Genomic DNA, 22209 nt, shown 5'->3' on the forward strand with positions numbered 1-22209 from the left:
ATCCCCGATCCACCGCCCGGGAGAGAGCATGAGATCACGCATCGCCCCGGCCGCCGCCCTGATGGCGGCGGCCCTGTTGGCCACCTCCTGCGGAGGCGCCGGAGAAACGCAGGACGGCGCCGGCGCCGACCTGGACGTCGCACCCGGCGTCACCGACGACAGCATCACGATCGGCTCGCACCAGCCGCTGACCGGACCCGCCGCACCCGGCTACATCCACATCTCGAACGGCGCCAGGGCCGTGTTCGACCACATCAACGACAACGGCGGCATCAACGGCCGCCAGATCGACTACGTGGTCAAGGACGACGCCTACGACCCGGCGCGCACCATCGAGGTCACCCGCGAACTGGTGCACGACGAGGAGATCTTCGCGATGATGAGTGGCCTGGGCACGCCCACCCACTCCAAGGTCACCGACTTCCTCGACGACGAGGGCGTGCCCGACCTGTTCGTCTCCTCGGGCGCTCTGCAGTGGAACCAGCCCGAGGAGTACCCCCTGACCTACGGCTTCCAGGTGGACTACACCAAGGAGGCCAAGATCCAGGGGCAGTACATCGCCGAGAACATGCCCGACGCCAAGGTCGGCTACCTGCACCAGAACGACGACGTGGGGCGCGACTCCGAGACCGGCCTGGAGCAGTACCTGGGCGACCAGCGGGTGGCGGTGGAGTCCTACGACTCCGGAAACACCGATGTGGGACCGCAGATCTCGGCGCTGCAGGACGCCGGCGCCGACGTCGTGGTCTGCTCCTGCATCCCCGCCTTCAGCGCGCTGGCGATGCTGGAGTCGGCCAGCATCGGCTACGAGCCGCAGTTCGTGATGAGCACCATCGGCGCCGACAGCGCCACGCTGCAAGGGCTGCTGTCGGAGTTCGCCGCCGACGCCGGCCAGGACGACCTGCCGGCCGAGGAGATGCTGGACGGCATGATCTACACCGGCTACTTCCCCTCGGTCACCATGCAGGACGACCCGTGGGTCCAGCTGTACTCGCAGATCTACGACGAGTACGGCGAGGGCGACACCCCGATGACCAACACCACGATCTACGGGATGCTCCAGGCCACTCTGATGGGCAAGAGCCTGATGGAGGCCGGTGACGACCCGACCCGCCAGTCGCTGATCGATGCCGTGCACGAGCAGGACCTGACCGGTCCGGGCCTGGTCCCCTTCGCCGCGATCGAGGACGACCACGGCGGATACTCGGGCGCGCAGGTCCTTCAGTTCCGGGCCGGAGAGGCGCCCGAAACCCTGCAGGAGGCGCGGATCACCGACAACGCCGGCGGGGAGATCACCGAGCCCGAGTTCGAGCGGCCCGGACCTGAGGAGTTCGCCTTCCACGACGAGTGACGCTCGGCGGCCCCGGCCGCAGCGCACCCCGGCGCCCGGTCCGCGCGGACCGGGCGCCGGCGCGTGTGCGTGCCCCGCCCCGGCGCGGGCGACCCGCCTGCCCTCCCGGGAACGGCCCCGCGTGTCGGGTACAGTCGTTGACACAGGTGAGCGGCGCGGGCAATACTCACGTTCTACCGGGAAGCCTCGTCGGCCGCGTCGGCCGCGTCGGCCGCACCTCGGTTCCCGCACTCCGAAGCCATCCGGTGACCGGACCGGGCGCGCCTTGTGCTGTGCGCTGGCTTCGCGGCAGCGGAGGCGATGCGAGTCGGAGCTCGCAGAACGGCGCAGGAGGGCGTGCGATGCTCAACAGGGACCACTCTCCCCCACCCGAAGGATTCGCCGAGGTCGTGCGGTCCCTGTTCGCCGAGCCGGACGTGCTCGCGACGCTGCAGCGGATCGCCGACCTCGCGGTGACGACGGTTCCCGGATGCGACTACGCGGGGGTGAGCCTGCTGGAGCCGCGCAGCAGGCTGCAGACCCCGGCATGCACCCACGACATCGTGCGCCGCAGCGACGCGCTGCAGCTGCAGCTGGGTGAAGGGCCCGCCCTCGGCTCGATGCGCAAAGGCACCTACGTGTACCTGCCCGACCTCACCGCGGCGTCGCGCTGGCCGAAGTACGCCGCCGAGGCCGCCAAACTGGATATCGGCAGCCTGCTGAGCTTCCGGCTGTTCACCGCGCGCGAGACCCTGGGCGTACTCATCCTGTACGCGGCCCGCCCCCAGGCGTTCGACCAGGACGCCCACGAGGTGGGGGTGATCTACTCCGCCCAGGCCGCATCGGCGCTGGCCGCCAACCGGCGCATCGCCAATCTGAGCCGTGCCCTGGACACCCGCGAGACGATCGGGCAAGCGCAGGGCATCCTGATGGAGCGCCACCACATGACCGCCGAGCAGGCCTGGGAGCGGCTGCGCGGCGCCTCGCAGAACCGCAACGTCAAGCTCGCCGAACTCGCCGAGAAGATCGCCCTCTCCGGCGAGGATCCCACCGCGCCTCCCGTCTGACGCCGTCTTCGGGGCCCCACGGTGCGGCCGGGGGTGCGCAGGCGCCCCCGGACCGCCGCGCCGAAGCGCCGACGTTTCCGGATCGTCGAAGGCTCCGCTTACGTGCCCTTTAGAAACGCCGCGCAGGACTCCCGGAAATTCCTTGCATGAGATTTCCGATAAACATACCGATGACAGCTGAGACCCCCTCTACCCTGGCTATTTCCAATCGCACGCGTTAATTTCCCGCAAAACTGGGCGGAAGCGGACAGGGCCGGGGTGGCCTGCTCGCGCATATATCGATATGGTCAACGTGTTGTGCAGGAGGTCCGAAAGCGCGGCCTGATGACGCCATCACACGCGTCCCGGCCCCCGCTGCGGTGACCCACCGCACACCACGGGGGAGCCACATCATCGGCGCGGTGCACAACGCGCCGAACGATCCGGGAGCGAGTGGTCGGCGGTCCGCTTTGATCGCAGCGAGGACGTTGACGATGAGCACATCGAGCACGCTCCGCGAACGAGAGACCGCAGTACCGCGTCCGCGCAGTGCCAGTGGGGACAGCAGAACCGACGAAACCTATTACGCCCGCACCCGCGAACTGTTCGACCGGCTCAAGAGCGCCGAGACGACGCCGGCCGAGCGCGACGAGATCTATCGGAACCTGGTGGATCTGCACACGCCGGTCGTACGCCGCATCGCCCGCCGCTACCGCAACCGCGGCGAGCCGGAGGAGGACCTGCGCCAGGTCGTGACCGTCGGCCTGGTCCAGGCGATCCGCGACTTCAAGCCCGACTACGGCAAGGAGTTCATCTCCTACGCGCTGCCGATGATGACGGGCGAGGTCAAACGCCACTTCCGGGACCGCACATGGGCGATCCGGGTGCCGCGCAAATACCAGGAGAAGCGCCCCGAGCTCAATCGCGTGACCTCGGCGTTCGCCCAGGAGAACGGACGCTCGCCCACGGTCGCCGAGATCGCCGAGCGGCTGGAGATGAGCGTCGACGACACGCTCGAACTGATCGACGCCTCCTCGGCCTACAGCGCGCTGTCCCTCGACGTCCCCTACGGGACCGAGGAAGAGGACAAGACGCTGGGCGACACGCTCGGCGAGGAAGACCACGCCCTGGAGACCGCCGCCGACCGGGCGTCGCTGCGCCCGGCCCTGGCCACGCTCTCCGCACGCGACCGCAGGATCGTGCTCCTGCGTTTCGCCGGGAACAAGACCCAGGCCGAGATCGCCCAGATCGTGGGCCTGTCGCAGATGCACGTGTCGCGGACCCTCTCGGCGTCGCTGGCCAAGCTGCGCAAGCAGCTCGTACCCGACGTCTAGGGCCCGTTCACGAAGGTGTCGCTGCGGGCCGCGCAGCCGGATGTCGATCACGTCGATCCGGCCCGCGGCCTCGCAGCGCAGGGCGGGCTCGTCGAAGCGCGCGGCCACCGCACGGAACCGCGTGGGCAGGCCCATCCCCGCACTCCGCCGCGTAGCGCAACCGGCGCGGGTCCACGGCCGGCGGGCTGCCGCCGGCCGATTCCCGTGCCTGCGGCGGCCGCCGCCGACAGCGGTGTGCGGCGCCGCTCCCCCGCCGGGTGCGGCTGGGTCGACGACCCGCCGCGCGAGCGCCACACCCCGTGGTCGGCAGTCTCGGGGGCCGGGTGGCTCGCCCCGAGGGCCGGGGGCGCACGGCGGCGCGGCAACGAGCCCGGCACGTCGTGGTGACGGCCCCGACCCGCCGGTCCATGCACCCGGCGGCATCGGCCCGGCCCCGCGGCTTCCCCGCGACCGGCGCCCGGACGCCACTGCGCTGCCACGTGCGCAGCGGGTGGCAGACCGACGGGCCTGTGGCGGTAGCGCTCGGGCACGTCGCGCCCGGATCCGCCGGCGCGGGTGCTCCGGCGGATCCCGTGCGTCGGTCGGCGGCGGCTCCGCGCGGCCGGCCTGCCGCGCGGACGCCCGCGGGACGGCAGCGGTTCGAGCGCCCCCGCTGCCCGTCGGCCCGGCGATGCCGCGCTCGGTCGGCTCGCGCCCGGCCGGTCCGGTCAGCCGGTCAGCCGGACTCGGACTCGGTGCCCGCCGCCGGCGGACGGGCGCTGCTGTCGACGCCGAACTCCAGCCCCCGGTCGCCGGCCGCCACGGTGACGCGGTCGCCCGAGGCGAGTTCCCCGCTGAGGATCTTGGACGACAGCGGGTTGCCGACGCTGCGCTGGATGGTGCGCGCCAGCGGGCGGGCGCCGAATTCGGGCTGGTGTCCGGTGGAGGCCAGCCAGCGCACGGCGTCGTCGGTGAAGTCGATGCCGATGTCCTGGGCGTGCAGCCGGCGCGCGGTCTCATCCAGCAGCAACCGGGTGATCTCCGCCAGCTGTTCGTCGGTGAGCTGGGAGAACACGATGATCTCGTCGACGCGGTTGAGGAACTCGGGCCGGAACTCGTCCTGGAGCCGGGCCATGATGCGCTCCCGGGTAGCGCGTTCGCGCTCGCCCTCCCCCGAACCGATGAAGCCGATGGGGCCTCCGCCCGTGATGAACTCCGACCCCAGGTTGCTGGTCATGATGACCACGGTGTTGCGGAAGTCCACGGTGCGGCCCTGCCCGTCGGTCAGCCGGCCGTCGTCGAGCAGTTGCAGCAGCAGGTTGAAGATGTCGGGGTGGGCCTTCTCGATCTCGTCGAGCAGCACGACCGAGTACGGCGCGCGCCGCACCGCCTCGGTGAGCTGGCCGGCCTCCTCGTAGCCGACGTAGCCCGGGGGCGCCCCCACCAGGCGCGCCGAGGTGTGGCGCTCCTGGAACTCGCTCATGTCGAACCGGATCATCTGCTCCTGGGAGCCGAACAGCGCCTCCGCCAGCGCCCGCGCCAGCTCGGTCTTACCGACGCCGGTCGGCCCCAGGAACAGGAAGCTGCCGATCGGCTGCTCGGCCGAAGCGAGCCCGGCACGCGAACGCCGCACCGCCTCCGAGACCGCGGTGACGGCCTCTTCCTGGCCGACGACGCGGGCGTGCAGGCGCTCCTCCAGTCCGGTGAGCCGCTCACGCTCCTCCTGGGTGAGCTGGGACACCGGGATCGAGGTGATCCGCGAGACGACCTCGGCGACGTCCTCGACGGTGACTTCGGGCACCTGCTCGGGACCGGAGTCGCGCGCCTCGGCGATGGAGTCGCGGGTCCGGTTGACTTCGTCGCGGGCCTGGGAGGCGGCTTCGTAGTCCTCGTCGTGCACCGCCTGCTCCTTGCGCGCCTCCAGCCGGCGCAGCTGCTCCTCGAGCTCGCGGACGTCGACGCTGGGGCGCTTGTGGCGCAGCCGCACCCGCGCGCCCGCCTGGTCGACGAGGTCGATGGCCTTGTCCGGCAGGAACCGGTCGGAGATGTAGCGGTCGGAGAGCTCGGCGGCGGACACCAGGCCGCTGTCGCTGAAGCGCACCTGGTGGTGGGCCTCGTAGCGGTCGCGCAGACCGCGCAGGATCTCCACGGTGTCCTCGACGCTGGGCTCGGAGACCAGTACCGGCTGGAAGCGGCGCTCCAGCGCCGCGTCCTTTTCGACGTTCTGCCGGTACTCGTCGAGTGTCGTGGCGCCGATCATGTGCAGCTCGCCGCGGGCCAGCGCGGGTTTGAGCATGTTCCCTGCGCTCATGGCGCCCTCGGCGCCGCCCGCGCCCACGACGGTGTGCAGTTCGTCGATGAAGATCAGCAGTTTGTCGTCGTTGCGGATCTCTTCGACGATGTTGCGGACCCGCTCCTCGAAGTCGCCGCGATAGCGGGTGCCCGCCACCACGCCGGCCAGGTCGAGCTGGACGAGCCGGCGCCCGCTGAGGGTGTCGGGGACGTCGCCGTCGGAGATGCGCTGGGCGATGCCCTCGACGATGGCGGTCTTGCCCACGCCGGGATCGCCGATGAGCACGGGATTGTTCTTGCGGCGGCGCGCCAGCACCTCGATGGTCTGCTCGACCTCCGATTCGCGGCCCATCACCGGGTCCAGGCGGCCTTCGGAGGCCAGAGCGGTGATGTCGGTACCGAACTCGTCGAGGTTGGGTGTTGTGCTCTGCTGCTGTTGCTGCTGCTGGGCGGGGGCGCCGCCCTGACCGCTCGCGGCGGCCGACGTGGGCCCCGAACTCGCCGCGGCCTGCAGCGAATCGGGGGTGACGCCGGCCTCGGACAGCATGCGGCCCATGCGCGATTCGCCGTTGACCGCCAGCGCGAAGAGCATGTGCTCGGGCGCGATGAAGGGCCGGCCCATCGCCCGCGCGATCTGGTGGGCGTCGAGCAGGGTCCGCTTGGCCGCCGGTGTCAGCGCCGGAATGCCCGGCCCGGCCTGGGGAGTGCGCTCGGCCTCGCTCTCGGCGCCTTTGACCAGCGCGTCGGGGTCGGCACCGGTGCGCTGGACCAGCTCACGGGCCGGTTCGTAGCGCAGCACCGCCCAGAGCAGGTGCGCGGCGCCCAGGTCGGTGCCGTCGTTCTGCGACGCGCGGGCGATCGCCTCGGACACGACCTCGCGCGACGGGGTGTCCATGAGCTTGGACAGGTCGACGCGGTTCGAGGCGCGGCGTTGGCCGCCGGGTCCGAAGAAGCGCGCGAGGAACTCTTCGAAGGAGCGCGGGTCGTAACCGCCTCCGCCTCCCGGAGGAAAGTCGTGTGTCATGTATGGACCTCCTCGTGGAATGGGGCACCGGTCCGTTCGGGAACGCCGGTACGGGGATCGGGCACCGCGCCCTCACGCACTTCCGGGCTGGTAGTCGCCTTTGGGGCGCGGTCCCTGGCCCCGCGGGCTGACGTCGGAGCCGCCCTGGGGTGCCTCCGGGGTCTCCGGATGGAAGCTCTGGTCGCCCTCCGTGGGCTCGGCGCCGTTCTCCAGCTCGGTGAGTCGCGACGTGAGGATCTCCAGCACGTTGGGCCGGTCGGCGTGCTCGCGCTCATAGGCGATCAGATCGCGCATCTGCTCCTCTGTCAGTGCGCGGACCCGATGCTGCAGGGTTCCGACCGGCAATCCCTCATAGCCCTCGATCGGCGGCGCGTTCCGCTCAGCGGACATGGAACATCACTCCGTTCGCCGCGTTCTCGTCCCGGCGGCGGTTGCATTGCCAGAGCGCACCGCGGCGCCGCGTTTTCCTCGGGGCCGCTGCTACCCGGTCCCTCGGCGGCGAAACAGCCGGTCGGGCGTGGGCGGACCACGCCCGACCGCCCCCGCGAAAGGCGCGATTCCGGCGGCACGGGCGCCGATCGCCGCGACGTTTGGGCGAGTCGCCGTGTGATAGCGGGTAGAAGGCGCAAACCCGCCTCTGAAAGGAACAGCATGGGCACGATCCCCGCCGACCGCGAGGACATCCTCTACAAGCGCAGCTTCGCGCACGTGGCGACGCTGGGGCCGCGCGGCGAGCCGCAGGCCAATCCGGTGTGGATCGACTGGGACGGCGCGCACGTGCGCTTCAGCCAGACCCGCGCCCGGCAGAAGTACCGCAATCTGCTGCGCGACGACCGCATCGCGATGTCGGTGCAGGACCCCGACGACCCGTACCGCTACATCGAGATCCGCGGCCGGGTGGAGTCGGTGGAGGAGGACGGCGGGAACGCCTTCATCGACCGTCTGGCCCAGCGCTACCTCGACGAGGAACGCTACCCCTGGGCGGCGCCGGACGAGGAGCGGGTCGTGATCTCGGTGCGTCCGGAGCACGCCACCAAGCAGTGACAGCGCCCGACGGGGGCCTGCGCACCCGCCGGGAACGGTCGTGCCCGGCCTGGCGCTGCGGTCGGACCCCACCCCGCCGGGGCGTGCGCGGCGCTGGACGCAGCCGGGGCGGTGCGCCACTACACTATGCACCGCGCGGATCGTTCAATCCTCAACCAAATGTGGACGGGCGGTCCTGCGCCGGGGCCGGGGGCGCCGACGAGTTTTCGCCGGGCCCGCGACCGCGCCCGCGAGGCCGTCCGTCCCGGTCTCGCGGGCGCCCCCTCTTCGCCGGCCCGCCCCGCCCGGACCGCTGCAGACAGCCGGCGGCTGACGGCGTTCATCCGGAAAGACCGCGTCGGGAGCGCCGATCCGCAGCGGCACGACCACGTTCGCGAACCCGGCGAACAGCGGAGTCGCGAACAGCAGCGCCGTGAACGGTGCAGAGCCGGTTGCGGCCCTCGTGGCTCGTCACCCGGTGCGTGCGGTGCTGCGGCGCTGCGCGCGGCGGTGCTCCGGATTCCGGGCCGCGTCCGGCTCGGCCGGGTTTGACACCGAGAGCCGGCGGTAGTGGTGCGGGCGAGGAAGGCTGCGGCCCGCTCGCGGCCGCCGTTGCGGCTCATCGCCGAGCGCCCGGCCGCCCGCGGGCCGCGCAGACGGATGCTGTCCTCGGACAGCCGACCCGGGAGTATTGCGATGGCCGAGCAGATCCACGAGATCATGACGCAGCCGCCCTACACCGTCCCGCCGGAGACGACGCTGCACGAGGCAGCCGTGATCATGCGCGACAAGGACATCGGCGACGTTCTGGTGACCGACGGCGATTCGGTGCTGGGCATACTGACCGACCGCGACATCGTGGTGCGCTGCGTCGCCGACGGCGCGGACTGCGCGCGCTCCACCGCCCGCAACGCGGTGAGCGAGCATCCGGCGGTCGTGGGGCCGCGCGACGACGTCGACGACGCCGTGCACATCATGCGCAGCAACGCGGTGCGCCGACTGCCGGTGGTCGACGGCGGCCGCCCCGTGGGTGTGGTGTCACTGGGTGATCTGGCGGTGGAGCGCGACCCCGCGTCGGTACTCGCCATGGTCAGCGGGAGCCACGGCAACACGTGAACGCGCGGTGCGGGCGCTGCGCGCCCTGCGATCCCCGTCCCGGGGCGGGGTACGGACGGCCGTACCCCGCTGCCGGAGTCGCCGGCATGCCCGGCGTGACCTCGTCGGCCGCGCGGGCGGCCCCGGGCTAGTGCAGTTGTTCCTGGACGTGGGTCAGGAACTGCCGGCACGCGTCCTCGGCCAACCGGCACCGGTCGGCGCACAGGCGGCAGTGCTCGTGCTCGCCGGCGTGGCGTTCGCATTCGCGGGCGCAGGCCCCGGTATAGAGGATCGCGGTCTCCAGTAGGCCGCGGTGCAGCTCGGGATCGGGGGCGGTGCGCCGGGTGAGTACGCGCTCGGCTGCGGAGCAGATGTCGGCGCAATCGAGGTTGAGCCGTACGCAGGCCACGAGCCCGGCCGCGTCGGGCTCGCCCAGGCAGGCGTCGGCGCAGGCCGTACAGGACTGGGAGCAGGCGGTCAGCCGCTCCACCGTGGTCTTGAGCAGGTCGACGTCGGCGACGCCGACGCCGCGCGGATGGCTGCGCAGGAACTCTTCCGTCTGGGTCGGCATGGTCACAGCACCTCTTCCGCTCGGGGTGGCGGGCCCGGGTCTGTCCGGTCCGCTACCGAGATCGGCGAGTGCCAAACCCGGCGCCGCCGGGGCGTCCCGGACCCGGGTTTGCCGCGGTCGTGTCCAGGTAGCGGGCCCGAGGACACGCGGCCGACGGTGCGACGACGCGGCCGGAAAGGACCGGACATGGACGTGCGCAGTGTCGCGGTGGATGACGGCGACGCCGTCCTGCCGGGCGATCTGACGGTGCCGACAGACGCGACGGGGGTGGTGCTGTTCGCCCACGGCAGCGGAAGTTCGCGGCACAGCCCCCGCAACCGGGAGGTGGCCGACGCGCTCGCCAAGGCGGGATCGGCCACGCTGCTCATCGACCTGCTCACCGAGGACGAGGGACGCGTCGACGCGGTGACGCGGGAGCTGCGCTTCGACATCGGGTTGCTGACGCGCCGGCTGGCGGCGGCGATCGACTGGCTGGGTGCGGACTCCCGAACGGCCGGGCTGGACGTGGGGCTGTTCGGGGCGAGCACGGGGGCCGCGGCGGCGCTGCGGGCCGCGGCCGAGCGCCCGCAGCGCGTCGGCGCGGTGGTCGCGCGGGGCGGCCGGGTGGACCTGGCCGAGGACCGCCTCGCCGACGTGCACGCTCCGGTGCTGATGATCGCGGGCAGCGACGACGAGCCCGTCGTGCGGGCCTCGTTCGAGGCGGCCCAGCACCTGCACGTCCTCCACGACGTCCACGTGGTTCCCGACGCCACCCACCTCTTCGAGGAGCCGGGTGCGCTGGAGCAGGTGACCGGAACGGCGATGGCCTGGTTCCGCGACCACCTGGGCGCCGGCACCGGGCAGCAGGGCTGATGCGCCCGGCCCCGCCCCGCACGACCGCGCTTTACTCGCCCCCAGGCGGATCCGTCAAGGCGAGCGTGTGGCCGGATTCGGACAGCTCGGTCCTGCGGCGTCCGGCGCCCCGTACCTGACCTGATCATCGACCGGTCCGGACGCCGCTCCGGCGCGCCGGCCGCCGTTCCGCGGAAACCGCCCCCATTGCCTCGCAAAAAACTAATAGTTAAGTTTCCTAAAAATACGGCGGACACCGACGGGACCCCCGATGAGCGACCCTGCACCCCGCCCCGGCCGCCCGCGCGCACCGCCGCACCACCGCTGCGGCCGACCCCCGACCCTGCCCGGCGCCCCGCCGCCGCAGACGCGCCGGTCGCCGAGCGACCCACGGCCCGCTCGGCGACCGGACCCCATCCCCCCGCCCCGTTCGGCGAAATAGGAGCGAACGCACGTGAAAACCCCCCGCATCAGACCGGCGGCCGCAGCCGCCTTCGCCGCCGTCCTCGCGGCGAGCCCGATGTCGGCAGCGCCCGCGGCGGCCGACGCCTCCGACGCCACCGTCGTCTACACCGAAGGCCAGACCTGGGAATCCGGGTACAGCGGCCAGTTCACCGTCATCAACGACGGCGACAGCGCCCTGCAAGACTGGACGCTGGAGTTCACCCTCCCCGACGGCGCCTCGCTGACCAGCATCTGGAACGCCGACGTCACCGAATCCGGCGGCACCTACACCGTCACCCCGCCGAGCTGGGGCGCACCGGTGCCCGCCGGAGGCAGCTACGGCATCGGATTCAACGGCTCCTTCTCCGACGGCGTGACCGCCACCAAACCCGCGACCTGCACGCTCGACGACGCGCCGTGCTCGGGCGGAGCGCCCTCCGACGACACCGAGGCGCCCTCGGCGCCCGGCGGCCTGAACAGCACCGGGCAGACCGCCGACAGCGCGACACTGGCCTGGGACGCCGCCACCGACGACGTCGGCGTCGCCGGTTACGAGGTGCTGCGCGAGGGCGAGGTCGCGGTCGCGACCACCGGCACCGCGACCTCCACCACCGTCGGCGGACTTCAGCCCGACACCGAGTACGCGTTCTCGGTGCGCGCCTACGACGCGGCCGGCAACCGCTCGGACGCCGCGGCCCCGGTGACCGTGCGCACCGCGGCCGACGACGGCGGCACCGACCCCGGCCCCGATCCCGGGCCGGGCGGCGACCGCCGGGTCGGCTACTTCACCCAATGGGGCATCTACGACCGCGATTACCAGGTCCAGGACATGGACACCAGCGGGACGGCCGAGAAGCTGACCCACGTCAACTACGCCTTCGCCAACGTCTCCGCCGACGGCCAGTGCTTCATGGCCAACCAGCCCGGCGAAGGCGACGCCTACGCCGACTACGGCAAGTCCTTCGCCGCCGCCGAGAGCGTCGACGGCGAGGGCGACACCTGGGACCAGCCGCTGCGCGGCAACTTCAACCAGCTGCGCGAGCTCAAGGCCGCCCACCCCGGCCTCAAGGTACTCGTCTCGCTGGGCGGATGGACCTGGTCGAAGAACCTCTCCGACGCCGCGCTGACCGCCGAGTCCCGCGAGCGGCTGGTCAGCTCCTGCGTCGACATGTACCTGCGCGGCAACCTGCCGGTGATCGACGGCGCCGGGGGCACCGGGGCCGCCGCGGGCGTGTTCGACGGCATCGACCTGGACTGGGAGTGGCCGGCGTCGGCGGGCCACCCCGACAACACCTTCCGCCCGCAGGACAAGGAGAACTTCACCGCCCTGGTGCAGGAGTTCCGCGACCAGATCGACGCCCTCGGCGCCGAGAACGGCCGCGACTACGAACTGAGTTCCTTCATGGCGGCCGACCCCGGCAAGATCGAGGCCGGCTACGAGGTGGGGCCGCTGATGGACGACTTCGACTTCGTCACCGTGCAGGGCTACGACTTCCACGGCGGCTGGGAGGACACCGCCAACCACCAGTCCAACCTGACGCCGATCCCCGGCGATCCCGGGCCGGACACCTACAGCATGCAGGAGACGATCCAGGCCTACATCGACCGCGGCGCCGACCCGGCCGACCTGGTGATGGGCGTCCCCTTCTACGGCCGCGGCTGGACCGGGGTCTCCCCCGGCCCCGACGGCGACGGGTTGCACCAGCCCGCCGACGGCGCGGCGCCGGGTCCTTACGAGGACGGCATCGACGACTACAAGAACCTCACGGACCTCAGCGGATTCACGCTCCACCGCGACGAGGAGGCCGGCACCGCCTGGCTGTACGACGGTTCGACCTGGTGGACCTACGACGACCCCACCGCCATGCGGCAGAAGGTCGCCTGGGCCCGTGAACAGGGGCTGGGCGGGATCATGGCCTGGTCCCTGGACGGCGACGACGCTCAGGGCAGTTTGATGGCGGCGATCGACGACGCCCTCGACGGCTCCTGACCGACCGCCCTGTTCCGCGGGGGCCGGGCGCTCCTCCCGGCCCGGCCCCCGACCGGGCGTGCGACCGCCGGGGTCAGCGGCGGCCGCACGCCTTTCGCGTGCGCGGCCTCTTCCGGTACCGGCGGTGCACGACGGCTTCGCGGGTCCCGTGCGAGGCCGTCCGGAACGGACGCACGGGCTACGCGCCCGAATGCTCGCGTGTCGATCCTGCGGGCGGGCGGGCAGCGCGCCCGGCGGCGCCGGTACCCGTCCCGTGCCGCCCCTGTGGCGGCCCGGCGCCTGCGGCTCCCCCGAAGACCGCGAGGCTCCGGCCTGGGACGGTTTCCGCGTGGCGCGTACTCCCGTCCGGGGCGGCGGGGTGCCCCGCGCGTAGCGGACAACCCCCACGCGGAAGAGGCCCTCGACTCTTCCCTGCGCGTGTACGAAGGCGGCTATCCGCGAGCGTCGCGATCATGCATCCCCGCGGCCAAGGATTCACCCGTCGGTGCCCGCTCCGTGTGCGCGCTCACATCCGACGGAAACGCCGCATACAAGGAGCTTCGGCACCGTAACTCACATCACGGCCAGATAAATGGCATATGGGGATTTCGTAAACGGGTGCCCGTGTTGCAGCGCTCGGTGTCCCGCGACGGGGGCTCTGCCGCCCCCGGCGAGGATCAGCCGGTCCCGTCCTGCGGACCGCCCTGTTGCGCGTCCGAGCACCGGCCCTCCCGCGGCCGCACGGTGCCGCCGCCGACACCCGTCCACCGCGGTGTCTTCCTTCGCCATGCCTGCTGGAGTCCGAGTGAACCTTACCGCTGTGCGCCCGCGTCTTCGGAGCCACGCCGCGCCACAGACGCCGAGTCCCCGGGCCGACCGTCCCCGCCGGTCGGTCGCCCTGCTCGTGTTCATCCTGGGAGTCCTCTCGGCGACGAGCTCCCTGGCCACCGACCTGTACCTGCCCGCGTTCCCGCAGATCGCGGCCGACCTCGACGCCCCCGAATCCCAGATCCAGCTCACGCTCACCGCGGTCATGGTCGGCCTGGCGCTGGGCCAGCTGATCATCGGCCCGCTCAGCGACCAGCTCGGCCGCCGCGCGCCGCTGCTGGTGGGGATCGGGGTCTTCGCCGCCACCTCACTGCTGTGCATGGTCGTGCAGACGGCCGAAGTGTTCACCGCGGTGCGCTTCGTGCAAGGACTGGCGGCGGCGGCCGGAATGGTCGTCTCGCGCGCCGTCGTGCGCGACACCTTCGACGGCGACTCCGCCGCCAAATTCTTCTCCCGGCTGGTGCTGCTGGTCGGTCTGGCACCGATGCTCGGTCCGCTGCTGGGAGGGCAACTGCTGCTCCTGGGCCCCTGGCAGCTGATCTTCGCGGTGCTGGGCGCCGCGGGCCTGGCCGGCTTCGCACTGGTCTACTTCGGCCTGCCCGAGAGCCTGCCCGCCCGGGACCGCGTCCGCCAGGACCCCAAGCAGATGGTGCGGCACTTCCTGCGCCTGGTGGTCGACCCGCGCTTCATCGGCGCGGCACTGACCATGGCGCTGAGCTTCGCCATGACCTTCACCTACATCTCGGCGTTCTCCTTCGTCTCCCAGGAGGAGTTCGGGGCGACCCCCCAGCAGTTCAGCCTGATCTTCGGCATCAACACGCTCGGCATGATCCTGGGCAACCAGGTCAACGCCGCACTGATCGGCAGGATGCACACCACCCGGCGCCTGCTCATCGGCCTGGTGGGCGCAGTGGCCTCGGTGGGGCTGCTTCTGGCGCTGCACATGTACGGCCGGACCGACCTGGTCACGGTGACGGCGGTGCTGTTCGTGATGATGTTCTGCACCGGCCTGATCTCGCCCAACGCCACGACGCTGGCGATCGTCAGCCAGCCGTCCTCCTCGGCCGGCAGCGCCTCGGCGCTGCTGGGGACGCTGCAGTTCGCCATCGGCGGCAGCCTCGCCTCCACCGCCGGGCTGCACGGCGGGACCACGATGACGAGCATGGTCGTGGTCATGCTGGTCACCGGACTGGCGGCGACGGGCATCTTCGCGCTGACGGCGGCGCGGGGGCACACACGATGATCGGAGGCGGGCGGTGCCGGCCGGCACCGCCCGCGGCACCACACGGCATCCGAACCGGCCGGCGACCCCGGCACTGACCGGGCCGCCGGCCGGCGTGTGCCGGTCCGCACACGTCCCCGCGGCGGCCCGGGCGCTCAGCCGGCGCGGTCCCCGTCCCGCTTTGCACCGGCCTGGACCTGGATGCCGAGTCCGGCCAGCAGCATGTCGGCCTGCTGCGGCGAAACCGTGGCTCCGCGCAGCACTCCGGCGTCGGCCAGGTCGATCTCACCGAGGTCGGCGCCGGTCAGGTCGGCGCCGCCGAAGTCGGCCCCGGTCAGATCGGCGCCGCTCAGCCGACTGTCCCGCCAGACCGTGTCCCGCAGGTCGGCCTCGGACAGGTCGGCTTCATCCAAGCGCACCCCGGTGATCTCCTGCCCGCGCAGCCCCGCGCCCTTCAGCCGCGCCAGCATCAGGTTGCAGCGCAAGAAGGAGTAGCCGATGCCCCGCACGCCGCCCATCCCCGCGCCGGTCATCCGGCACGCGGTGAAGACGGACTCGGTGAGCACGGCGCGGGCCCACTCGGTGTTGGCGAGGTCGGTGCGTTCGAAGGAGGCGCCGATGCACTCGGCACCGGCGAAACGCGCGCCCGCCGCGGTACCGCCCGTGAAGCGGGCGCCGTCCAGCGCGGCCCCGTCCAACCGCGCGCCGTCCATGCGGCAGTCGGTGAAGACCGCGTCGACGAGGTTCGTCTCGCGCAGGTCGGCACCGGTGAAGTCGCACTCGGCGAATTCCCGCGGGGTCGGGGGCTCGCGGCTCAGCTGCGCGCGCATATCCCGTTCGGCGAGCGCGGCGCCGCGCACCCGCCCGCCCGCCGCCAGGTCGTTTCCGGTCATGCCGCGACGGTAGCGGCCGCCGGCGACAGTCGGGCGGCGCGCGCCGGTCGTCGGGCCCCGCGCCCTAGCGGTGCAGCTTCAGCGCGAGGTAGAAATCGACCCGGCTCTGCAGGCTGGCCAGGTCGCGGCCGGTGAGTTCCTCGACGCGGCCGATGCGGTAGCGCAGAGTGTTGACGTGCACGTGCATCGCCGTGGCGCAGCGCTGCCAGGATCCCGAGTAGGACAGAAACCGGTCCAGGGTAGCCACCAGATCCGAGCGGTGCGTGCGGTCGTAGTCCACCAGCGGACCCAGCAGCCGGTCGCGGTACGAGGCGCGGACCTCCTCGGGCACCGAGGCCAGCAGGAGTTCGTGGGAGCCGAGCTCGGTTCCGGCGGCAACGCGGGAGCGGCCGCCGCGCAACCGGGCCAGGCGGCGGGCGTCGTCGGCCTCGGCGACCGCGCCCCGCAGGGCGGCGACGCCGGGCACCGCAGCACTGACCCCGACGGCCAGGCGATGATCGCCCAGCCCCGCCTCCAGTACCCCCGCGCGCCGGGCGACCTCCTCGCGCAGCGCCTGGGCGCCGGCGTCGACGTCCGCACCGCCGGCAGCGCCCTCCCCCGGCCGCCGCTCCGGGGCGTCGGCCGGAGGTTGCGCAGGGCCGGCGACCGCGACGACGGCCATCGCCGCCCCGTCGGAGGCCACCGCGGTCGCCGGAAGGTCCGCCACCAGTTCCCCCAGCACCCGCCGTGCCACGTCCGGGTCGGCGGGCTCGGGCAGCAGAGCGGCGCTGACCACGGCGTAGCGGGCGCGGGCTCGCTCCTGTTCGTCGGGCGAGCCCGAGACCTGCAGCAGGGCGGCGGCCTCGTCGAAGCGCCGGTCGGCCAGCAGCCGCGGCAGCCCGTGGGCGTGTCGGGCGCCGTCGGCGGCCCGCTGCTCGGCGAGGCTGCGCGCCAGACCGGCCAGCGCCGCCAGCTCCTCCACCGGGTCCCCGCCGTCTTCGGTCCGGGCACCGGTCTCGCCCTCGACCGCCAGCACCCAGCCGTCCAGCGGCTGAGACCCGCGCGCTCCCACCGGGACCAGGGTCATCCGGCGCTTGGGACCGCCCTCGGTCGCCAGGTCGGCGGTGTGGCGACGGGGGCGGCGCAGCGCCTGCTCGGCGATGCGCTCCCGCTCGGCGCGCGGCGGCTGCTGCCCGGTTTCGGCTACCGCCCGTCCGGTGCTGGACACCACCCGGCACACCAGGCCCGCCTGTTCGGCGGCGGCGGAGAAGACGCCGGCGAAGTCGGCTCCGGCGGCCAGTTCGGCCATGAGGCGCCGGTGGCGCTCGCGGGATTGGGCGATGCCGGCGAGCAGGGCGCCGGTGTGCGCCCGCTGGACCTCTTCGGCGACGGCGCCGAACGAGGTCTCGGCCGGCACTTCGATCAGCGGGAGGTCGTGGCGCCGGCAGGCCTCCACCAGGTCGGCGGGGGCGGCGCCCAGGGCGGCGCCGGCGCCCAGAGCCGCCGCGCCGGACCCGGTCAGGCCGCGCACGAACGTGTCGCTGTCTTCGGGACCGCGGCGCCACATCAGCCCGGTCAGCACCAGTTCACCGCCGCTCAGGTAGCGCTGGGGGTGGAGCAGGTCGGTGGTGTAGACGCGGGCGATCTCCCGGTCGGCGTGTTCGCCGCCGGCGAGGTACCGCAGCCGCAGATGCCCGGCGGCGACCAGATCGCTGATGCGCATCGGCGCTCCCCCTGCTCGTGTCGCACAACTCCGCGCAGTGGTCTCACCCCGGCTCCGCGTAGCGGACACGCTAACCCACCGGCGCGGTTGTAGGAAACGACGAACAGCGGAAGGCGTTCGCGGGTGCGGTTCATGGCATCGCGGGCTGGCCGCCGGCGGCGCCGGGCGGTCTAATGCTGTATACGCCGCGCACGGCGGCGGTTCGACGCAGCCTCCCGGTAGCCGACCGACCTCCGACGGGGACGCCGATGGAGTTTCTGAGCCCTGCGACCTTCCGGGACGCGCTGGAGGCCAAAAGCGCCGACCCGGGGCCGTACCGATCATGGGCGGCACCGACGTCATGGTGGAGCTGAACTTCGACCGGCGCCGGCCCGGTACGCTGCTGGATCTGAGCCGGATCCCGGAACTGGCGCAGCGCGGTACCGACGGCGGGTACCTGCGCCTGGGCGCAGGTGCGGCCTACACCGAGCTCGTCGAGCACCTCGCCGACCGCGCTCCTGCGCTGGCGCGGGGCCGGGGATGTTCGCCGACGCCACCCTGTTCGAGTGGCTGACGGGCTCCTATGCGCTGTGGAGCGGCCTGGACGCGCGCACGGTTTCCGAGACCGCCACCGCCGGCACCGCCTGGTTGGCGCTGTCGGGCTGCACCACCTGCTCCGACCACCACTACGTGTTCCCGCGCGAACCCGCCGCGACGGCCGCAGCCGAGGTGGAGGCGGCGCGTGCGGTCGGGATCCGGCTGGATCCGGCCCGCGGGTCGATGGACCGGGGGCGTTCGGCGGGCGGCCTGCCGCCCGATGCCGTGACCGAGTCCACACAGGACGCGCTCGCGGCGACGGAGGCGGCCGTCGACGCCCACCACGACCCCTCCTTCGACGCGATGACGCGGGTGGCCGTGGCTCCGTGCTCGCCGTTCACCGTCAGCCGCGCGCTCATGGCGGCCTCCGCCGAGCTCGCCCGCGCCAAGGGGTGCGGCTGCACACCCACCTCGCCGAGACCGTCGACGAACAGGAGCAGTGCCTTGCCGAATTCGGCACCACACCGGCGGGCTACGCCCAGGAGCTGGGCTGGCTGGGCACCGACGTGTGGTTCGCGCACGCGGTCCACCTCTCCGACGAGGCGATCGGACGGGTGGCGGCGACCGGAACGGGGGCGGCGCACTGCCCCAGCTCCAACGCGCGCCTGGGCGCGGGCGTGTGCCGCACCCCCGAACTGCTCGAGGCGGGGGTGCCGGTGGGGCTGGGGGACGGTCCGGCCTCCAGTGAACTGAGCGGGCTGGCCGACGAGATGCGCCAGGCGGTGCTGATGGCGCGTTCCCGCAGCGGACCGCGTGCGCTCACTGCCCGCCGGGCCCTGCACATGGCCACCCTCGGCGGCGCCCGCTGTCTGGGCCGCTCCGCGGAACTGGGGTCGCTGGAGTCCGGAAAGCTCGCCGACGTCGCGCTGTGGCGGGTGGACGGCTTCGGCTACGACGCGATCGAGGACCCCGTGGTGGCGCTGGTGTTCGGCCCGCAGCCGCCGTTGGAGCACCTCATGGTGGGCGGCGCCGCCGTCGTGGAGCGCGGCGAGCTGCGCACCGTCTCCGCCGAGTCCGCGGCGGCGGCCGGCCGCCGCGCGCACCGCAGGATCCTCGACCGGGAGCAGAACCGATGACCGCGAATCCGACCGGGTCCACCGCCGGCATGCGCGCCGGCGCTGACGCACGTGCCGGTGCGCCCGGAGGACATCGTGGGCATCGACCTGTGAGGCGGGGCCCGCGGCACGCGCACCGGGCCAGGGCGCTCGGGGCGCTCGGGGCGCCCGGCGGGCCGCGCCGGTCCGGCGGGCCCGCGCGGTCCGGGTCCGCGGTCGCTAGTCTCGGGCCCATGGAGTTTTCTACAGCATTCGTGACGGGCGCCAGCACCGGGTTCGGCGCCGAGATCGCGCGCCGCTTCGCGGGATCGGGCGTGCGCGTGGTGGCCGCGGCCCGGCGCGGCGAGCGCCTGGCCGGCCTGGCCGAGGAGCTGGGGTCCAACGTGCATCCGCTGGAGCTGGACGTGCGCGACCGGGCGGCGGTGGCCGCGGCGGTCGAGGGCCTGCCGGCTGAATTCGCCGAGGTGGACGTGCTGGTCAACAACGCCGGGCTGGCCAAGGGCATGGCGGGTGCGGCCGAGGCCGATCTCGACGACTGGGAACGGATGGTCGACACCAACTGCAAGGGGGCCATGTACGCGACGCGCGCGCTGCTGCCGGGCATGGTCGAGCGCGGGCGCGGCCACATCGTCAACATCGGCTCCACGGCGGCCAACCACCCCTATGCCGGCGGCAACGTCTACGGGGCGACCAAGGCGTTCCTGCGCCAGTTCAGCCTGAACCTGCGGGCCGACCTGCACGGCACCGGGGTGCGGGTGACCGACGTCGAGCCCGGGCTGGCGGGCGGCACGGAGTTCTCCGAGGTGCGCTTCGACGGCGACCGGGAGCGCGCGCAGAAGGTCTACGAGGGAACCGAGCCGCTGGGACCCGGAGACGTCGCCGAGACGGTGCACTGGGTGGTCGCCCAGCCCGCGCACGTCAACGTCAACACGATCGAGCTGATGCCGGTGTCCCAGTCGTTCGCGGGATTGCAGGTCTGGCGCGGCGGCGCGTAGGCGGGACGCCCGCCCGTCCCTGCCGATCTTGTAGCTACGGTGAGTGAAACCGGTTTCCTGTGACCGTAGCTACAAGATCGATGTGATCTACCGGGGCGGTCAGGCGGTGTCCGGGCCGAGGTGGCCGCGCAGCCAGCGTTCGACCTCCATGACGTGGGTGGTGGCCGCGGCGCGGGCCGCGTCGGGGTCGCGGTCACGCAGCGCCTGGTAGATGCGCTCGTGGTCCTCACGCAGCCGGGCGCTGAGTCCGGCCTCGCGGTGGCCGTGCCAGACGCGGGCGTTGAAGGTGCGCGAAGACAGCCCGTCGTTGACGGCGACCAGGGTGGCGTTGCCGGTGATCTCCACGATCGCCTGGTGGAAGGACAGGTCGGCGGCGACCGTCTCCCCTTCGCTCTCGCCGGAGCCGATGCGCTCCAGGATGCCGGCGATCCGGTCCAGCTGTGCGTCGTCGGCGCGGGCCGCGGCCAGGGCCGTCGCGGCGGGCTCCAGCATCCGGCGCACCTGCAGCACCTCGATGAGCGTCTCGCCCTGGGAGACCTCGGCGAGGACGGAGAAGGTCTCCAGCAGGTTGCCGGGGCGCAGCCGGGTGACGTAGACCCCGGCGCCGTGCCGGGCCTCCAGCACGCCCAGGGTCGTCAGGGCCCGGATGGCCTCGCGCATGGAGCTGCGGGAGACGCCGAGGCCGGCCGCCAGGTCGCGCTCGGTGGGCAGGCGGTCGCCCGGTTGCAGCCGCCCGTCGGCGATCATGGCCTTGACGTGGTCGATGGCCCGCCGGGTCACCGGCAGGCGTTCGGCGGAAACGGCGCCGTCGCCGGGCGCCTCGGCGCGGTCGGGCGTGCTCGCCATGCCTGCCTTCCGTGGTGGTGCGATCGTGCCGCGGCGCCGGTGCGGGACCGCGGGCGCCGACGGGGTGATACCTGCGGCGCGGTGCCCATCTTGACATCCTCGGCACCCTCCACGTAGAAGTGGTCGGACCAATCGGGCGGTTCGGACATCACATTCCCCCAGGTCCGCACCGGTATCCGGGGACACTCGGAGACCGAGCCCCTACTGCAGACGAAAAGAAATCCGACCACTGGCGGCGCCGCCGACCGCGTGCGGGTCGGCCCCGCCCGTCGTCCGGAGGGGTCGGCCCGGACCGGACGCCGACCGCGCCGCGGAGGCCGGAGCCGGAATCGAGGGAGCGCATGCGGATCGCGTTGTTCGTCACGTGCGTGAACGACACCCTGTACCCCCGCACGGGGCAGGCGGTCGTGCGCCTACTGCACCGGCTCGGCCACGAGGTGGTGTTCCCGGAGTCGCAGACGTGCTGCGGCCAGATGCACTACAACAGCGGCTACCGGCGCGAGGCGCAGAAGCTGGCGGTCCGGTTCGTCGAGACCTTCGCCGACGCCGACGCCGTCCTGGCGCCCTCGGGATCGTGCGCGGCCATGGTGCGCGACAACTACCCGCGGCTGGGCGAGGACGGCAGCCGGCTCGACCGCGCCGTGGCGGCGGTGGCACCGCGCGTGTACGACCTGTCGGAGCTGCTGGTCGACGTCCTCGGCGTGACCGACGTGGGGGCCTACTTCCCGCACACGGTCGCCTACCACCCCACCTGCCACGGCCTGCGGCTGCTCAAGCTGGGCGAGCGCCCCTACCGGCTGCTGAGCAACGTCCGCGGCATCGACCTGCGCGAGTTGGAGAGCGCGACCGAGTGCTGCGGGTTCGGCGGCACCTTCGCGATGAAGAACGCCGACGTCTCGGCCGCCATGGGCGCCGACAAGGCGCGCCACGCCGTGGCGACCGGAGCCGAAGTGCTGTGCGCGGTCGACAACTCCTGCCTCATGCACATCGGCGGCACCCTTCGCCGCCAGCGCACCGGAATGAAGACCCTCCACCTCGCCGAGATCCTCGCCTCGACCGAACAGGAGCCGGCCGTCCTATGAGCCCCGACCACTCCCGCGGCCACGCCTCCGGCTCCGCGCCGCCCTCCGGCGGGCGCGCCGCCGGCCACGCGA

The 22209-nt window shown here is 72.8% G+C and carries 17 protein-coding genes and 1 pseudogene; 12 read left to right on the forward strand and 6 right to left on the reverse strand.

Features of this window, described 5'->3' with window-relative positions; all coding sequences use genetic code 11:
- Nucleotides 1–28: 28 nt before the first annotated feature.
- From HNR25_RS23850 to HNR25_RS23860, 3 genes are all read left to right on the forward strand, one after another.
- Nucleotides 29–1351, forward strand: coding sequence for an ABC transporter substrate-binding protein (locus HNR25_RS23850; RefSeq protein ID WP_184640086.1), 1323 nt, complete (start codon nt 29–31; stop codon nt 1349–1351).
- 341 nt (nt 1352–1692) lie between these two features.
- A complete protein-coding gene (locus tag HNR25_RS23855) occupies nt 1693–2397 on the forward strand; it encodes a GAF and ANTAR domain-containing protein (protein WP_184640088.1) in 705 nt (234 codons plus the stop codon).
- Between the two features lie 473 nt (nt 2398–2870).
- Entirely contained in the window at nt 2871–3710 is an 840-nt protein-coding gene (locus HNR25_RS23860) for a SigB/SigF/SigG family RNA polymerase sigma factor (protein WP_184640090.1), read from the forward strand.
- 715 nt (nt 3711–4425) lie between these two features.
- Here the strand turns inward: HNR25_RS23860 and HNR25_RS23865 are convergent.
- Entirely contained in the window at nt 4426–7005 is a 2580-nt protein-coding gene (locus tag HNR25_RS23865) for an ATP-dependent Clp protease ATP-binding subunit (RefSeq protein WP_184640092.1), read from the reverse strand.
- A gap of 72 nt (nt 7006–7077) precedes the next feature.
- A complete protein-coding gene (locus HNR25_RS23870) occupies nt 7078–7395 on the reverse strand; it encodes a DUF8129 domain-containing protein (RefSeq protein ID WP_184640094.1) in 318 nt (105 codons plus the stop codon).
- 261 nt (nt 7396–7656) lie between these two features.
- Between HNR25_RS23870 and HNR25_RS23875 the strand changes: the two genes are divergently transcribed.
- Nucleotides 7657–8049, forward strand: a complete 393-nt coding sequence (locus HNR25_RS23875) for a PPOX class F420-dependent oxidoreductase (RefSeq protein ID WP_184640096.1) — start codon at nt 7657–7659, stop codon at nt 8047–8049.
- A 675-nt stretch (nt 8050–8724) separates the two neighbouring features.
- Nucleotides 8725–9144 carry a CBS domain-containing protein gene (locus HNR25_RS23880; protein ID WP_184640098.1) on the forward strand — a complete coding sequence of 140 codons (420 nt, stop codon included), beginning with the start codon at nt 8725–8727 and terminating at the stop codon, nt 9142–9144.
- A gap of 127 nt (nt 9145–9271) precedes the next feature.
- Here the strand turns inward: HNR25_RS23880 and HNR25_RS23885 are convergent, their stop codons facing one another.
- On the reverse strand, nt 9272–9694 hold the full coding sequence (locus HNR25_RS23885; RefSeq protein WP_184640099.1) for a four-helix bundle copper-binding protein: 423 nt from the start codon (nt 9692–9694) through the stop codon (nt 9272–9274).
- 186 nt (nt 9695–9880) lie between these two features.
- On the opposite strand from HNR25_RS23885, the gene HNR25_RS23890 reads away from it, so the two are divergent.
- The 3 genes from HNR25_RS23890 to HNR25_RS23900 all read left to right on the forward strand — a co-directional run bounded on the left by HNR25_RS23890 (nt 9881) and on the right by HNR25_RS23900 (nt 15009).
- Nucleotides 9881–10546, forward strand: coding sequence for a dienelactone hydrolase family protein (locus tag HNR25_RS23890; RefSeq protein WP_184640101.1), 666 nt, complete (start codon nt 9881–9883; stop codon nt 10544–10546).
- 499 nt (nt 10547–11045) lie between these two features.
- Complete coding sequence (locus HNR25_RS23895; protein ID WP_184640569.1) at nt 11046–12959, forward strand: glycoside hydrolase family 18 chitinase; 1914 nt, start codon at nt 11046–11048, stop codon at nt 12957–12959.
- 784 nt (nt 12960–13743) lie between these two features.
- Entirely contained in the window at nt 13744–15009 is a 1266-nt protein-coding gene (locus tag HNR25_RS23900) for a multidrug effflux MFS transporter (protein WP_312862764.1), read from the forward strand.
- A gap of 134 nt (nt 15010–15143) precedes the next feature.
- Here HNR25_RS23900 and HNR25_RS23905 read toward each other — a convergent pair whose 3' ends face one another.
- Nucleotides 15144–15881, reverse strand: a complete 738-nt coding sequence (locus tag HNR25_RS23905) for a pentapeptide repeat-containing protein (protein ID WP_184640105.1) — start codon at nt 15879–15881, stop codon at nt 15144–15146.
- Between the two features lie 64 nt (nt 15882–15945).
- On the reverse strand, nt 15946–17583 hold the full coding sequence (locus tag HNR25_RS23910) for a PucR family transcriptional regulator (RefSeq protein WP_184640107.1): 1638 nt from the start codon (nt 17581–17583) through the stop codon (nt 15946–15948).
- Between the two features lie 340 nt (nt 17584–17923).
- Here HNR25_RS23910 and HNR25_RS23915 point away from each other — a divergent pair, with 340 nt between their 5' ends.
- From HNR25_RS23915 to HNR25_RS23925, 3 genes and pseudogenes are all read left to right on the forward strand, one after another.
- Nucleotides 17924–18136, forward strand: a complete 213-nt coding sequence (locus HNR25_RS23915; protein ID WP_246464786.1) for an FAD binding domain-containing protein — start codon at nt 17924–17926, stop codon at nt 18134–18136.
- Nucleotides 18091–19235, forward strand: a pseudogene (locus tag HNR25_RS23920) (amidohydrolase family protein); the annotation flags it as partial. The gene HNR25_RS23915 and the pseudogene HNR25_RS23920, both read left to right, overlap by 46 nt.
- Nucleotides 19236–19447: 212 nt before the next feature.
- The gene (locus HNR25_RS23925; RefSeq protein WP_184640111.1) at nt 19448–20209 is read left to right on the forward strand and encodes an SDR family NAD(P)-dependent oxidoreductase; all 762 of its coding nucleotides are present in this window, start codon (nt 19448–19450) and stop codon (nt 20207–20209) included.
- 99 nt (nt 20210–20308) lie between these two features.
- Here HNR25_RS23925 and HNR25_RS23930 read toward each other — a convergent pair whose 3' ends face one another.
- Entirely contained in the window at nt 20309–21055 is a 747-nt protein-coding gene (locus HNR25_RS23930) for a FadR/GntR family transcriptional regulator (RefSeq protein WP_184640113.1), read from the reverse strand.
- Nucleotides 21056–21396: 341 nt separating this feature from the next.
- Between HNR25_RS23930 and HNR25_RS23935 the strand changes: the two genes are divergently transcribed.
- Nucleotides 21397–22137: a (Fe-S)-binding protein gene (locus tag HNR25_RS23935; RefSeq protein WP_184640115.1), complete on the forward strand. Its 741-nt coding sequence runs from the start codon at nt 21397–21399 to the stop codon at nt 22135–22137.
- Nucleotides 22138–22209: the final 72 nt, after the last annotated feature.

The organism is Streptomonospora salina, assembly GCF_014204715.1.
Lineage (GTDB): Bacteria > Actinomycetota > Actinomycetes > Streptosporangiales > Streptosporangiaceae > Streptomonospora > Streptomonospora salina.